The organism is Pseudoduganella sp. SL102, assembly GCF_027856995.1.
In the GTDB taxonomy this organism is placed as follows: domain Bacteria; phylum Pseudomonadota; class Gammaproteobacteria; order Burkholderiales; family Burkholderiaceae_D; genus Rugamonas; species Rugamonas albidiflava.
The window spans coordinates 1,515,671-1,529,392 of sequence record NZ_CP115554.1 but is presented as its reverse complement, the minus strand read 5'-3'; the positions used below and the strand labels follow the sequence as shown (position 1 = coordinate 1,529,392).

12 protein-coding genes and 1 pseudogene are annotated in these 13,722 nt (G+C 67.8%); 4 read left to right on the top strand and 9 right to left on the bottom strand.

All coding sequences use genetic code 11. The features are described from left to right. Positions 1-141: 141 nt before the first annotated feature. The 8 genes and pseudogenes from OU994_RS06560 to OU994_RS06525 all read right to left on the bottom strand — a co-directional run. A pseudogene (locus tag OU994_RS06560) lies at positions 142-1,113 on the bottom strand (DUF475 domain-containing protein); the annotation flags it as partial. Positions 1,114-1,205: 92 nt separating this feature from the next. Beyond that, a complete protein-coding gene (locus OU994_RS06555; protein WP_281610093.1) occupies positions 1,206-2,201 on the bottom strand; it encodes an HpcH/HpaI aldolase/citrate lyase family protein in 996 nt (331 codons plus the stop codon). Further along, positions 2,194-3,330 (bottom strand): cysteine protease StiP family protein, encoded by a 1,137-nt coding sequence (locus OU994_RS06550; protein ID WP_281610092.1) that lies wholly within the window; start codon positions 3,328-3,330, stop codon positions 2,194-2,196. Before OU994_RS06550 ends, OU994_RS06555 begins: the two co-directional genes overlap by 8 nt. Continuing rightward, a complete protein-coding gene (locus OU994_RS06545) occupies positions 3,327-4,079 on the bottom strand; it encodes an HAD family hydrolase (protein WP_281610091.1) in 753 nt (250 codons plus the stop codon). The genes OU994_RS06550 and OU994_RS06545 overlap by 4 nt, the downstream gene beginning before the upstream one ends. Next, a complete protein-coding gene (locus OU994_RS06540) occupies positions 4,076-5,266 on the bottom strand; it encodes a phosphoribosyltransferase domain-containing protein (RefSeq protein WP_281610090.1) in 1,191 nt (396 codons plus the stop codon). Before OU994_RS06540 ends, OU994_RS06545 begins: the two co-directional genes overlap by 4 nt. A 10-nt stretch (positions 5,267-5,276) precedes the next feature. Beyond that, complete coding sequence (locus OU994_RS06535; RefSeq protein ID WP_281610089.1) at positions 5,277-6,299, bottom strand: ATP-grasp domain-containing protein; 1,023 nt, start codon at positions 6,297-6,299, stop codon at positions 5,277-5,279. 280 nt (positions 6,300-6,579) lie between these two features. Beyond that, complete coding sequence (locus tag OU994_RS06530; protein ID WP_131147628.1) at positions 6,580-7,161, bottom strand: TerD family protein; 582 nt, start codon at positions 7,159-7,161, stop codon at positions 6,580-6,582. A gap of 87 nt (positions 7,162-7,248) precedes the next feature. After that, positions 7,249-7,824, bottom strand: a complete 576-nt coding sequence (locus OU994_RS06525) for a TerD family protein (protein ID WP_281610088.1) — start codon at positions 7,822-7,824, stop codon at positions 7,249-7,251. Positions 7,825-8,031: 207 nt separating this feature from the next. On the opposite strand from OU994_RS06525, the gene OU994_RS06520 reads away from it, so the two are divergent. Continuing rightward, positions 8,032-8,934 carry a LysR family transcriptional regulator gene (locus tag OU994_RS06520; protein WP_281610087.1) on the top strand — a complete coding sequence of 301 codons (903 nt, stop codon included), beginning with the start codon at positions 8,032-8,034 and terminating at the stop codon, positions 8,932-8,934. Here OU994_RS06520 and OU994_RS06515 read toward each other — a convergent pair. Continuing rightward, complete coding sequence (locus OU994_RS06515; protein WP_281610086.1) at positions 8,924-9,694, bottom strand: CerR family C-terminal domain-containing protein; 771 nt, start codon at positions 9,692-9,694, stop codon at positions 8,924-8,926. The genes OU994_RS06520 and OU994_RS06515 overlap by 11 nt on opposite strands. 87 nt (positions 9,695-9,781) lie before the next feature. On the opposite strand from OU994_RS06515, the gene OU994_RS06510 reads away from it, so the two are divergent. From OU994_RS06510 to OU994_RS06500, 3 genes are read left to right on the top strand one after another with little or no spacing between them, the layout of a single operon-like run. Continuing rightward, positions 9,782-10,828 carry an HlyD family efflux transporter periplasmic adaptor subunit gene (locus OU994_RS06510; protein ID WP_373922609.1) on the top strand — a complete coding sequence of 349 codons (1,047 nt, stop codon included), beginning with the start codon at positions 9,782-9,784 and terminating at the stop codon, positions 10,826-10,828. A gap of 2 nt (positions 10,829-10,830) precedes the next feature. Then, positions 10,831-12,579, top strand: a complete 1,749-nt coding sequence (locus tag OU994_RS06505) for an ATP-binding cassette domain-containing protein (protein ID WP_281610084.1) — start codon at positions 10,831-10,833, stop codon at positions 12,577-12,579. Beyond that, positions 12,567-13,721: an ABC transporter permease gene (locus OU994_RS06500; protein WP_281610083.1), complete on the top strand. Its 1,155-nt coding sequence runs from the start codon at positions 12,567-12,569 to the stop codon at positions 13,719-13,721. The genes OU994_RS06505 and OU994_RS06500 overlap by 13 nt, the downstream gene beginning before the upstream one ends. Position 13,722: the final 1 nt, after the last annotated feature.

The following is a 13,722-nucleotide window of genomic DNA, read 5'->3' as shown; positions in this document are numbered from 1 at the left end:
TGTGAGGGACCTTAACCGACGGTCCTTATGCCACCCTTATGTTCCCTGATGTTGCCCTGCGGGCCGTCATGCCGGGGCGAGGGTTTCCTGCTGCTTGCGGTACCGTACCGACGACCATACCGAGGCGGCGATGAAGGCCACGCCGATCAGGCCGGTGAAGATCTCGGGCACATGGAACTTCATGCTTGCCAGCATGATCGCCGCCAGGATGCCGATCGCATAGTGTGCCCCATGTTCCAGGTAGACGTAAGCGTCCAGCGTGCCTTTTTCCACCAGGTACACCGTCATCGAACGCACGAACATCGCGCCGATCGCCAGGCCTACCATGATGATGACCACGTCCTTGGTGATGGCGAACGCGCCGATCACGCCGTCGAACGAGAACGACGCATCGAGCACTTCCAGGTACAGGAAGCCGCCGATACCGCCGCGCTTGACCATCTCGCCAACGCCGGAGTCGCCCTCTTCGCCGGCCTCGAGGTAGTTCGACAAGGCGTCGACCGCCACGTAGATCAGCAGGCCCCACAGGCCGGACAGCAGCACCGCCAGCTTCTGGCCTTCGCCGACCAGCGTCATGCAGCCCAGCAGCGTGGCCAGCGCCACCATGATCGAAATCGAGGACACCTTGCCCAGCGAACCCAGTTTCTGCTCGAAGTTACCCAGCCAGTGGGTTTCCTTTTCCGGATCCAGGATGAAGTTCAGGAACACCATCAGCAGGAAGATGCCGCCGAACGCCGCCACTTCCGCGTGGTGCTCGGTCAGGTGGCGCGAGTACTCGTCCGGATTGTTCAATGCCAGCGTCCACACGTCGGTCAGTCCGATGTCCGCGGCAACGGCCACGATCACCAGCGGGAACAGCAGCCGCATGCCGAACACGGCGATGATGATGCCCACGCCGAGGAACAGCTTGCGCCAGAAGTCGTTCCACGTCTTCAGCACGGAGGCGTTGACCACCGCGTTGTCGAACGACAGCGAGACTTCCATCACGCCGAGAATCATGGCGATGCCGAGCGCCGACAGCGCGCCGGTGATACCCGCGGTCCGGTAGCCCCACCACCCGGCAATCGCCAGGCAGACGGCCGTGACCAGGAATGAGATCCTGAAGTGCTTCATATGATATTTCCCCTATATTTATGCGGTTATAGATTTACAGGGTGGAGTGTAGAGAAAACACGTCAATCGGAAAATGGTAGATATTATGAACTTCACTTCGCAAAAGCCGAACCATTGACACGCTTGTCGCCGTCCGTCCAACCGGGCGACGGATGCGCCACGGGATTGACGGAAGCCTCCGGCTCGTCGTTGCCGGCGGTACCGGCGGCCACGGCGTGCGTGCCGAACCGGCTGGCGCGCGCGATCACGGCGTTGGCCCAGTTGCGGTGGGTGGCCACTTCGCACATCGAATCGTCGAGCTTGAACACGGCCGGCGCATCGCGGTCCAGGATGCGCAGCGCCATCGCCACTTCCTTCGGCTGCACGCGGAAGTGCTGCTCGATCGGCTCGATCTGCGACGGGTGGATCGCGGTCTTGCCCACCATGCCGTAGGCGATGTCCTGCTGCACTTCCTGGGCCATCAGCGCCGGGCAGTCCAGGTGCTCGAACACCGGGGACGTCAGGCGGAAGCCGTACGGCCGGAACGTCGTCACCAGGCTGGCGATCACGGGGCCCAGCGGCGACTGGTAGATCGTCATGTCGCGCGGCCGGCGTAATCCCAGCAGCGCCAGCAGGTCGTTGCCGCCGATGCGCAGCGCCAGGATGCGGGGCGCGATGTCCGGCATCGACAGCCGGACGCGCAGCGCGCGCATGTCCGCCGGGTCGAACACCTCGGCCGTTTCCAGCGTCGGCATCAGCAGGTGCCTGGTGCCGCTCAACAGGCCGATGTACTCGTCCAGGTTGTCGCGCGTGGCCTTGGGGATCACGAAGGCGGCCAGTTTTTCCACCCCGTCCATCGCCAGCACGCGCGCCAGCACGCCCGTGTTCCGCACGCGCACGAAGCGGTCGATCCGCGCTTCCGCACGCATCGCCCGCAGCGTTGCGGCCAGGTTGGCCAGCGCCGCCTCCAGCTCGCGTTCGGCCACCGCGTCCTCGGTGCAGAAGATGACCGAGCGCAGCGCCGCGATCCGTTCTCCATTGGCGATCTCGAGCAGGTGCCGGTGTGTCGTGGGTACGTACAGCGAAGCACCTATCGGTTTGTCATGCATCGCCTTCCCTCCTGATCAGTGAAACGCCCTGGTAGGGCAACGCCCGGTCGACCACGACCGGCACTTCCTTTTCCTGCGCCAGCAGCTTCAGGTGCGCCACGTCGGCGGCATCGGGATCGCGCAGGATCAGCAGCCGCGGCACGCGCCGCAGCAGTACCCGGGTGGCCTCGCCGATGCCCGGCTTGATCAGGTTGACGTCCGCCACGCCATGGCGCTCGGCCAGGTCGCGCAGGCAGGCGCGCGAGGTGGCCGCCGCGCGCGCCCGATCGACCGGCACCGCGGCCAGCTCGCCGGCCTCGGCGATTTCCAGGGCCGCCGCCACGATATCGTCGGCAAAGGCCTGCGACCGGTCGTGCGCGGCGAATTCCTTGTAGTACACGCAGCCGTGGTAATCGCCCTGCCCGGTGCCGCCATTGACGACGGTGCGGCTGACCAGCCCCGAGACGGTGGCATTCAGGATGCTCGACGGGATCAGGTAGTCGGCATCCGAGCTGGCGCAGGCCGCGGCACCGGCCAGGTCGGAGAGCACGAACAGGCCCGCGTCGATGCGCACGCGATGCTGCACGTTGAAACGTTCGACGGAACGTTCCAGCTCCCGGGCGATGACACCCTTGCCGGTCCAGCCATCGATGAACACGATCGATGCGGGCACGTGGCCCGCCAGGATCGTGCGCAGCGCCGCTTCGTCGATGCCCCGGTCGCGCACGATCGACACCGAATAGTGCACGGCGTCGCGGTGCAGCACCCGTTCCAGCAGGTGCCGCACGACCACGCCCACCGGCGTGCCGGCGCGGGCCAGCGAGACCAGCGTGATCTGGCCCGAGCGCCGCGCCGCGACCAGGTGCGCCAGGCGCAGGCAATCCGCCGCCATGCGGCCACGGTTGGCCTGGCAGGCCTCGTCGAACAGCGCCAGGTGCCGCGCCGACGGCAGCCGCTCGGCCGACAGCATCTCGCTGTAGTGCCGCTGGCCGGACTGGATCAGCGCTTCCTTTTCCTCGACCGACACGAAGGCGTGGCCGGGCAGGCGCCGCAGCAGGAACTGCACGTCGCCCTGCCGGTAGCTGCCGGAGAACGGCATGAAGGCGCCGGCATTCGATGCGCTGCTCGCCGTGCTGCTTCCGCCACTCATAGCGCCCCCAGGGCCAGTGCCGACAGCTGCGTGCCGCGCGGGATGATGGCGTAGTCGCAGGCCGCCATGAAACGCGCGTCGGAGCGGCTGTCGCCCATGCCGAAGGTCATGATCGGGCCATGCTCGTCGCGCAGCCGGGCCTTCAGGTAGTCGACGGCGCGGGCCTTGTTCAGCCGCTTGGGCAGTACCGCCAGGTTGTTGCCGTTGCGGTGCAGGCAGAAGTCCTGCCCCGCCGTCGCCAGCCATGGTTCCACCGCCTCGCGCTCGATCGCGTCGAGCCGCGCCAGGTCCTTGTCCGCATCCTTGACGTTCACGTAGAACGGCAGGCCGAGATCTTCCACCAGCCGGATGCGGGCCGGGAGACCCGCGCGCTGCGCGTAATCCTCGATCACGGCCCGCACCTGGCGCAGGCCCGGCAAGGCGGTGGCCATGTCGTCGCCCATGCGCGCCAGCCAGACCGGGTCGGGCGTGCCGTCCGGTGCCAGGATGATGCCGCCGAAGTCGATGATCCGGTAGTCCGCGAACGGATAATCGACCCGCGCCAGCGCATCGCGGTCGCGCGCGGTGGTCGGGATCAGCGTCATGCCTTCGCCGACCATGTCGAGGAAGGCGCGCTGGCGGGCGTTGGTGTACGAGTTCGCCGAACCGTCCTTCAGGAAGGCGATCGGCTGCAGCACGTCGGCCGGGTCGCACTTCGCCAGCGAGTGGAACAGCGTGTCGTCCAGGTCCACAAAAAGGAACTTCTTCAAGGCAGGGCTCCCTCGATCGTGTTCTCGGAGCGGAAATGCAGCAGCCGGCCGCCAAGCTGGCGGGCCAGGCCGCGCAGCGCGTCGTCCGCCGGGGTTTCATGGCAGATCAGCACATGCGCGTACTGGCCGGGGCGCACGTTGTAGAGGTAATTCGCGATGCCCTCGCCATAGTTGTCGGCAAACGCCAGGCGGCTGCCGATCGCGCCCCATTCGAGGATCGGCGAGCGCGTGGTCGACTGCACCACGGCATCGATGCCGGCACCGGCCAGCGCATGCGCCAACAGGAACGGCGGATGCATGAATTCGCCGGTGCCCAGCACCAGCACGGTCTCGCCGGGAGCGATGCCTGCCGCCAGCGCGTCGACCACGGCTGCCGGGATGGCCAGGGGCCGTGCCAGGCCCGCCCGGCCGAAGGCACCGCCCACCGCGACGCCGCCGGCCGCACCCACCACTTGCGCCGGCGCGGCTTCCGGGAAGCTCGCGCCGGGAGCGAAGGTGAAACTGCCATGCAGCGCGGCGCCCTGCGTGACGGGCAGGCCGATGCCGGCCGACAGCGCCTCGCCCGCCTGCGCGCCCATGAAATCGGTCAGCGTGGCCAGGTGGACGTGGGCCAGCGCCGGATTGAGCGAGCGGCAGGCCGCGGCCAGGTTGCGGAAGGTGGTGCCGGTGCTCGCTTCGTCATCGACCAGCACGAGCGAGCGCGCGCGCATGAACAGCTGGTGCAGCGCGGGATCGGCCGGCAGGTGCAGGAACTGCCGCGGCGCGTGGCTGTGCGGTTCGGCGAATTCGACGGTCGGCACGCCATCGATGCGGTAGCGCGTGGTATGCAGGAACAGCGCCTCCGCTTCCGGGTGGCGCCGCAGGTGCGACTCGAACACGCCCTGCCCCAGCCCGATCGCCGTTTCGGCCAGCGCGATGAACACCACGGGACCCGGCAGCGCGGCCGGCAGCTGGCCCGCCAGCGCATCGTGCAGCTCGCGCATCATGGCGGGACGCGATGGCCAGTGCTTGCCCAGTACCTTGCTGACGAACAGGAAGCCCCGCCTGGCATTGGCGCGCGCACCGAAACCCAGCAGGCTGTCCAGCGGATATGCCCCCGCGTCGGTGCGCACGGTGAGCACGCCGGTCGGCATCGCGATCTCGCGATGGCCGGGCGCGGCCCAGCCATTCATGGCACGGTCATTCATTGGATCCCCTTCATTGTGCCCCCTCCAGTTCCACGGCATGCTGCCATTCGCCGACACGCATGCCGGCCCGCACTCCGGGAATCTCCAGCTGTTCATAGCCCCGGTCGAAGCCCGCCAGCGCCAGCCAGGGCAGCGCCGGCCCCGCCATGCAGGCCATGCCGACCCCGCCCGACATGCGCGGATTGATTTCCAGCAGCCGCATGCGGCCGCCGCTCACGCGGAACTGTACGTTGAATACGGCGTTCAGGCCATACGCGGCGGCCAGTCGCGTCACGGCCTCCAGGATCACCGGCTGGGGATCGATCACCTGCCCGGCGCCCGGCTTGAGCAGCTTGCGGCGCGGCACCGCGCAGACCAGGCGGCCATTGTCGGCCAGGCAGTCGACACTGTATTCCAGGCCTTCGAGGAATTCCATCAGCAGCATGGTGCGGAATTCGCCAAGGCCTTGCAGGCCGTTGCGGAAGTCGTCCAGGCCGATCTGGTACTGGTCGCCCGCCATCAGGATCTGCGCGCTGCTGCGCTCTTCATCGAGCAGGGCGAAGCCCAGCCCGTACACGGATTTCGACGGCTTGACGCACACCTGCGGGTACTTCGCGCGCAGGCTGGCATGGCCGGCATCGAACTGCGCGGCCGTGGTGAACGGCACCGTTTCCGGCGGCGGCGCCATGGGCAGGTCCACCGTCGCGTAGAAACGTTCCTTGTCGTGCAGCAGTGCCAGCACGTCGGCGCTGGCCACCGCCATCACGCGCGTGCCGACGGCGGCGAAGCGCTCGCGCGCGGCGCTGACCAGGGCCGCCTCGCGATGCGGCACGAAGATGCCGATGTCGCGGCGCTGGCAGAAGTCCAGGCACCATTCCAGGTATTCGTCGCCCTTCAGGGGCGGTTCCGGTTCGAACGCATGGGCCGCGCCCGCCGCCACGGTCCGGCTGCCCGCCGTGTACAGCAGGTGATACCGGCCGGCGCGGTCATGCTGCCGGATCAGCGTCATCGCGTTGTAGATCGATGAAAACGTTCGGTTGTACCAGACTCGCATATGTCCTCTTTGTTGGAATGATCGGCTGCCGGGGCGCGGTGCACGAGACCACGAGAATAAACTGAAAACCGAAAAAAAAGCGGTGGCCGGTTGACCGGACCACCGCAAAGGGAAGCGCGCCATGGGGCAGGCGCAGGTGAAACACGGTACGTGCCGCAACGTCTTCGCTGCGGCGGTTTGCTGTCATCCGACTGCATGTCTTCGCGCGGCGGCACCGGGCCACCGCGGCTTGGGGGCATGGCATGCGCCATGCCTGCGCGGCCGATCGGGCCGCAGGGTATTACAGGTGCTGCGCGACTTGCGGCAGCAGCTCGTCGAACGTGCGGCCGGTGCCGTTCTCGCCGATCGCGTGCATCTTCCATTCGCCGTTGTGGCGATACAGCTTGGCCATGATCTGGGCGCTGTGCGAACCCTGCACGGACAGGTCGAAGCGTGCCACTTCCTTGCCGTTGTTCGCATTCAGCAGGCGGCAATAGGCGTTCTGCACCTGTGCGAAGCTCTGGCCGGTGAAACTGTTCACGGTGAACACGATGCTTTTCACGTTGGCCGGCACCTGCTGCAGGCTGACGCTGATCTGCTCGTCGTCGCCATCGCCGGCGCCGGTGCGGTTGTCGCCCGAGTGCACGACGCTGCCGTCGCGGCTCTTCAGCTGGCGGAACCACACTGTGTCGACCGGCTTGTTGGCCTCGTCGAACAGCAGGCAGGATGCATCCAGGTCGACATCGGCGCTTTTGCTGCCGAAACCGAGGAAACCCTTGCTCTTCACGGAATCCCAGCCCAGGCCCATCGTCACGTGCGACAGCGCGCCGCCGGCTTCCTTGTCCAGAGAGATCTTCTGGCCCTTACTCAAATTCACTGACATGTCTGACTCCTTGGTGTGCTGCTCGTATTGCTGCTCGTATTGCTGCTCACTGAATCCTGCCGGCGGCGGGCCGCCGGCAAGGCACGCTTAGACCGCTACGCCGTAGCTGGTGGCCAGCGAGGCGAGGCCGCCCGCGAAACCCTGGCCCACGGCGCGGAACTTCCAGTCGCTGCCGCTGCGGTACAGTTCACCGAACACCATCGCGGTTTCCGTCGAGCTGTCCTCGGACAGGTCGTAGCGCGCCACTTCCTGGTTGTTGGCGGTGTTCACGCAGCGCACGAAGGCCTTCTGCACCTGGCCGAAGTTCTGGCGGCGGGTGTCGGCATCGTGGATCGTCACGCAGACGGCGATCTTGTCCACGTCGGCCGGCACTTTCGACAGGTCGACCTGCACGGTCTCGTCGTCGCCCGAGCCCTCGCCGGTGCGGTTGTCGCCCGAGTGCTGCACGGCGCCGTCGGTCGATTTCAAATTGTTGTAGAAGATGAAGTCGGAGTCGCTGCGCACCTTGCCATCCGCTTTCAGGATGAATGCCGAGCTGTCGATGTCGAATGCCGCGCCATCGGTGGTGCGCACGTCCCAGCCCAGGCCGATCGTCAATTGCGACAGGCCGGGAGCTTCCTTGCTCAGGTTGACGTTGCCGCCTTTTTGCAGACTGATTGCCATGATCGATACTCCTTCAGTTAGTAGGACACCCTTGTTGCCTATCCGGCGCGACTGGTGTCTGTAGCGCGCCGCGATTCATCGCGGGCGAGGCCGCCCGCCTGGTTCTGCCGATCACTTGTTGCTTGATCAATGTCAAGCAGTGTAGAGGAAACATTTGAATATAAAAATAGAAGATAATATGAACATTACTGCGTAAAAACCGAAACCATGAAAACCAGCGGCATCAATTTTCGCCACCTGTATTTCTTCCGCGTGGTGGCCGCGGAAGGCAGTGTCACGCGCGCGGCCGAGCGGCTGGGCCTGGCCATCCAGACCATCAGCGCACAGCTCGCGGCACTCGAGCAGTCGGTCGGCAAGCAGCTGCTGACACAGCAGGGCCGCCGCCTGGTGCCCACCGAGGCCGGCCGCGTGGCGCTGACCTATGCCGAGCAGATCTTCGAACTGGGCGACCGCATGCAGGAAGCGCTCAACGAGGCCGACGCCGGGCGCACCCGCCTGACCGTCGGCATCTCGGACTCGCTGCCGAAGCTGATCGCGTACCGCCTGCTGCGGGCGGCGTTCAACATGAAGGTACCCGTGAAACTGGTGTGCGTGGAGCGCGAATTCGAATCGCTGCTGGCCGACCTGGCGCTGCACAAGCTCGACGTGGTGCTGACCGACCGCTCGGTGCGCGCCTCGGCCAGCCTGCGCGTGTACAACCACCTGCTGGGGGAAAGTGAAATGCTGGTCTTCGGCACCAAGGACCTGGTGCACCGGCTGGGCGGCAACTTCCCGCGCAACCTGAATCACGCGCCGATGCTGCTGCCGACGCGGAACAACGCGCTGCGCGGGCGCATCGACGAGTGGCTGCTGAAACACGACGTGCGGCCGGAAGTGGTGGGCGAATTCGAGGACAACGCGATGCTGACCACCTTCGCCCGCGACGGCCTGGGCCTGTTCTTCGCCCCCGCCGGCCTGGAACCGGATATCCAGGCGCAGTACGGCGCGGTGCCCGCCGGCGCCGCCACCGAACTGCGCGAACAGTTCTACGCGATCTCGAGCGAGCGGCGCATCAAGCACCCGGCGGTGGAAGCGATCATGGCCGCCAACACGGGGTTGTTTACAGTTTAGAAGCGGGTTTGGAAACGAGTTTAGAAGCGGATTTGGAAGCGCGTTTAGAGGCGGGGGCGGGAGCGAATGTAGAAGCGGGTGCAGGCGCACCGCCGGCCGGCCGGTAGCGCCGCGCGATCGCGGCCAGCCCCGCTTCGGCGTAGCACATCATGTCGTCGACCAGGGCGGCCGGCTCGTTTGCCAGCGCCGGCAATACTTCGCTGCGCAGCGCGGGCGGCGCCAGCAACAAGGCCATGCACGGCCCCATCAGCAGGAACAGGCTGCGCTGCAGCCCCGGGCTTTCCGGCGGCAAGCCCAGGATGTCGGACACCACCCCCATCATCACGCGCACCTTCGGCGCGACGGCTTTCTGTGCCAGCGCGGAAATGCCGGCCGTGGGCGAGAGCAGTTCGCGCACCAGCACGCGCGTGGCCCAGTGGGCGTCGGGAGCGACGGCGCGCTGTACGATCCCGGCCAGCACGGCGCGCAGCTTGTCGCGGGGCGCGCAATCCATCGCCGCCGCCTGCTGCATGGCTTCCAGGGTCACCAGGTGCTGGTGCGCCTCGATCAGCACCGCCTCGTAGAGCTGCTCGCGCCCGCCGAAGTGATAGTTGACGGCCGCCGCGTTGGCGCCGGCGCGCGCGCAGATTTCCTTGCTGGTGGCATCGGCATAGCCACGCTCGGCAAAAACTTGCCCCGCGACAGCGAGCAATTGCTGGCGGGTGGCATTGCCGTGGGCACTGCCGGAACGGGCGGCGGGGTGACGGGTCGAACTCAACATGCGGCAATTGTACGACAGCCCGCGTCGAATCTGATTGAAATTCAAATTTGAATTTGATATAAAGACGTCACACCTCTGGAGCCGATGATGACCGCGCCCTCTCCACAACCACCCGCCGCCCCCGCCACGCCATCGAAACGAAGGAAAATCGGCATCGCCGTGCTTGCCGTCGCGCTGGCGGCTGGGGGCTGGTACTGGTGGCATGCCAGCCACCCGCCGCGCGACCCGGATGCGATCGTCTTGCATGGCAACGTGGAGTTGCGGCAGGTATCGCTGGCGTTCAATGCCAGCGAGCGCATTGCCCGCCTGGCAGTCGACGAAGGCCAGCGCGTCGTGGCGGGCCAGGTGCTGGGGGAACTCGATACCCGCACGCTGGCACTCCGGCTCGAAGCGGCGCGCGCCCAGGCCGAAGCCCGGCAGCAGGTGCTGCGGCGCCTGCGGGCCGGCAGCCGCCCGGAGGAAGTGGCCCAGGCGCGCGCCAACACTGCCGCGGTGCAGGCCGACGCCGACCTGGCGCAACGCCAGCTGGAGCGCCTGCGCGCCGCATGGCGCGAGTCCAATGGGCGCGCCGTCAGCCAGCAGGATCTCGACGCCGCCCAGGCCACCGCCCGCACGGCAGCGGCCCGCCTGGAAAGCATGCGCAAGGCACAGCAGCTGGTGCAGGCTGGCGCCCGCGATGAAGAGGTGGCGGAGGCACAGGCACAGTTGAATGCGGCGCGGGCCGACATCGCCCTGATGGAGCGGCAAATGGCTGAAGCGCGGCTGACCGCCCCGGTGGACGCGATCGTGCGGTCCCGGCTGATGGAACCGGGCGACATGGCCTCGCCCCAGCGCCCCGTGTACACACTGGCCATCGCCGATCCGAAATGGGTGCGTGCCTGGATCGCCGAGGCGGACCTGGGCCGCATCCGCCCAGGCATGGCCGCCAGCATCGCGATCGACAGCCAGCCGGGCCAGCCGCTGCCGGGCCGCGTGGGCTACATCTCTTCCGTGGCGGAATTCACGCCGAAGACGGTGCAGACCGAAGAACTGCGCACCGCGCTGGTCTACGAAGTGCGCGTGCTGGCGGACGACCGGGCCGACCGGCTGCGCCTGGGCATGCCCGCCACCGTGCACATCGACGCGAGCCCCTGACCATGGACCCCGTGCTGGCAATCAGCGGCCTGCAAAAGCGCTTCGGCGCCACCGCCGCGCTGCGCGACATTTCCCTCGCGGTGCCGCGCGGTGCGCTGACCGCCCTGGTGGGCCCCGATGGTGCCGGCAAGACGACGCTGCTGCGCATCGTCGCCGGCTTGCTGGCGCCCAGTGCGGGCACGGTGACCGTGCTGGGCATCGACGTGGCCGCCCAGCCGCAGCGCGTGCAGGACAGGATCAGCTACATGCCGCAGCGTTTCGGCCTGTACGAAGACTTGTCCGTGCAGGAAAACCTCGACCTGTATGCCGACCTGCATGGCGTGCCGGCCCGGGAGAGGCGCGAACGCTTCGAGCGCCTGCTGGACATGATGGACCTGCGGCGCTTCACGGCGCGCCCGGCCGGCAAGCTGTCCGGCGGCATGAAGCAGAAGCTGGGGCTGGCCTGCACGCTGGTGCGCTCGCCCGAGCTGCTGCTGCTGGACGAGCCCACCGTGGGGGTCGATCCCCTGTCGCGCCGTGAACTGTGGCGCATCGTGCAGGAACTGGTCGACAACGAAGCGCTGACCGTCGTCGCCAGCACCGCCTACCTGGACGAAGCGGAGCGCTGCGCCACCGTGCACGTGCTGCATGAAGGCCGCCTGCTGGCTTCCGGCCCGCCCCGGGAACTGCGCAGCCGGGCGGACGGGCGCACCTTCCTCGCCACGCCGGCCGATGGCGGCGCCCGCGCTCTCCAGGCGCGCCTGCTCGATGCGCGGGCGACCGTGGTGGACGCGGTGCCGCAGGGCGGGCAGGTGCGCATGATCCTGCGCGAGGATGCGCCTGCGGGCTCGCTCGAGCGCCTGCTCGGCGGCGCCGGCGCCGTGCCGGTACCGCCCAGGCTGGAGGATGGCTTCATGCTGCTGCTGCGCGGCAGCGGCGGGGAAGCGTCGCCGGCCGCGGACATGGCCACGCTTGCCGCGCCTGCCGCGGGCACCAGCAGTCACGGCGATAGCGACAGCAACGGCGGGCATGCCCCGGTGATCGAAGTGCGCGACCTGGAGCGCCGCTTCGGCGACTTCACCGCGGTCGACAAGACCAGCTTCGACGTGCGCCGCGGCGAGATTTTCGGCTTGCTGGGACCGAACGGCGCCGGCAAGACCACCACGTTCCGGATGCTGTGCGGCCTGCTGCCGGCCAGCGGCGGCACCCTGCGCGTGGCCGGGGTGGACCTGCGCGTTGCACGTGCGCAGGCACGGCGCAATATCGGCTACGTGGCGCAGAAATTCGCGCTGTACGGCAACCTGACCGTGGCCGAGAACCTGGCCTTCTTCGGCGGCGCGTATGGCTTGCGGGGCGAGCGCCTCAGGCAGCGCACGGCCCGGATGCTGGACGAGTTCGGGCTGCACGGCCAGGCCGCCGCACCGGCCGGCAGCCTGCCGGGCGGCTTCCGCCAGCGGCTGGCGATGGCGGCCGCCCTGCTGCATGAACCGGCCATCCTGTTCCTCGACGAACCCACCAGCGGTGCCGATCCGCTGGCCCGGCGCGCCTTCTGGCGCCGCATCACGGCGCTGGCGCTGGCCGGCGTCACCACCATCGTCACCACGCACTTCATGGAGGAAGCGGAATACTGCGACCGCGTCGCCATCCAGGATGCCGGCAGGCTGCTGGCATTGGGCACGCCCGGCGAAGTGCGCGAACAGGCCGGCGGCGCCGCCACGATGGAACAGGCCTTCATCGCCATCGTCGAAAGGAGCCGCGCATGCACGACATGAACGGCAGCCGGGGTTTTGTCCGCCGCCTGGCGGCGCTGACCCGCAAGGAATTCCGCCAGTTGCTGCGCGACGCCAGCAACCTGGCGATCGGCATCGCCCTGCCCATCGTGCTGATCCTGATCTTCGGCTACGGCATGTCGCTGGACGTGAAGGATGCGCCGGTCGCGGTGGTGCTCGACGACGCATCCCCCGCCGCCTACGACGCGGTGGCGGGACTGCGGCTTTCCGGCGCGTTCCGCCCCGTGTTCATGCCATCGATGCACGACGCCGTCGCGTTGCTGGAGCGGCGCGAGGCGGATGCGATCGTGCGCGTGCCGGCCGATTTCTCCGCGCGCCTGGCCACCGGTGGCGCGGCCATCCAGCTGATCGTCCACGGCGCGGAAGCCAGCCGCGCGGCCATCATCGCCAACTACATCACGGCCGCGCTGGCGCAGTGGCCGCAGCGGCGGCTCGACCGCGAAGGCGGCCCGGCGCCGGCTGCCGTACCGTCCAATGGCGCCGTCACCATCGAGCAGCGCATGTGGTTCAACGCCGCCAATACCAGCACCTGGTACCTGGTGCCGGGCCTGATCGTGCTGATCATGACGCTGGTCGGCGCCTTCCTGACGGCGCTGGTGATGGCGCGCGAATGGGAGCGCGGCACGCTGGAGGCCCTGTTCGTCACGCCGGTGCGGCCGGTGGAAATCCTGCTGGCCAAGATCATCCCGTACTTCACAGTCGGCATGGCCGGGCTGGCCCTGTGCCTGGCCGCGGCGCGCTGGCTGTTCGCGGTGCCGATGCAGGGCTCGCTGTGGATCGTGCTGCTGGCATCGATGCTGTACCTGTTCGTGGCGGTGGGCATGGGCCTGCTGATCTCGTCGGTGGCGAAGAACCAGTTCATCGCCAGCCAGGTGGCGCTGCTGGCCAGCTTCATGCCGTCGCTGATGCTGTCCGGCTTCCTGTTTGACCTGCGCAACGTGCCCGCCGTGGTGCGCTGGATCGGCAACGCCCTGCCGGCCACCTACTTCATGGAACTGCTCAAGACGCTGTTCCTGGCCGGCGATGTGTGGCCCCTGATCGTGCGCGATTGCGCCGTGCTGGCCGGCTACGCGGTACTGCTGCTGGGTGCCGCCCGCCTGGTCACCCGCAAGCGGCTGGACTGAC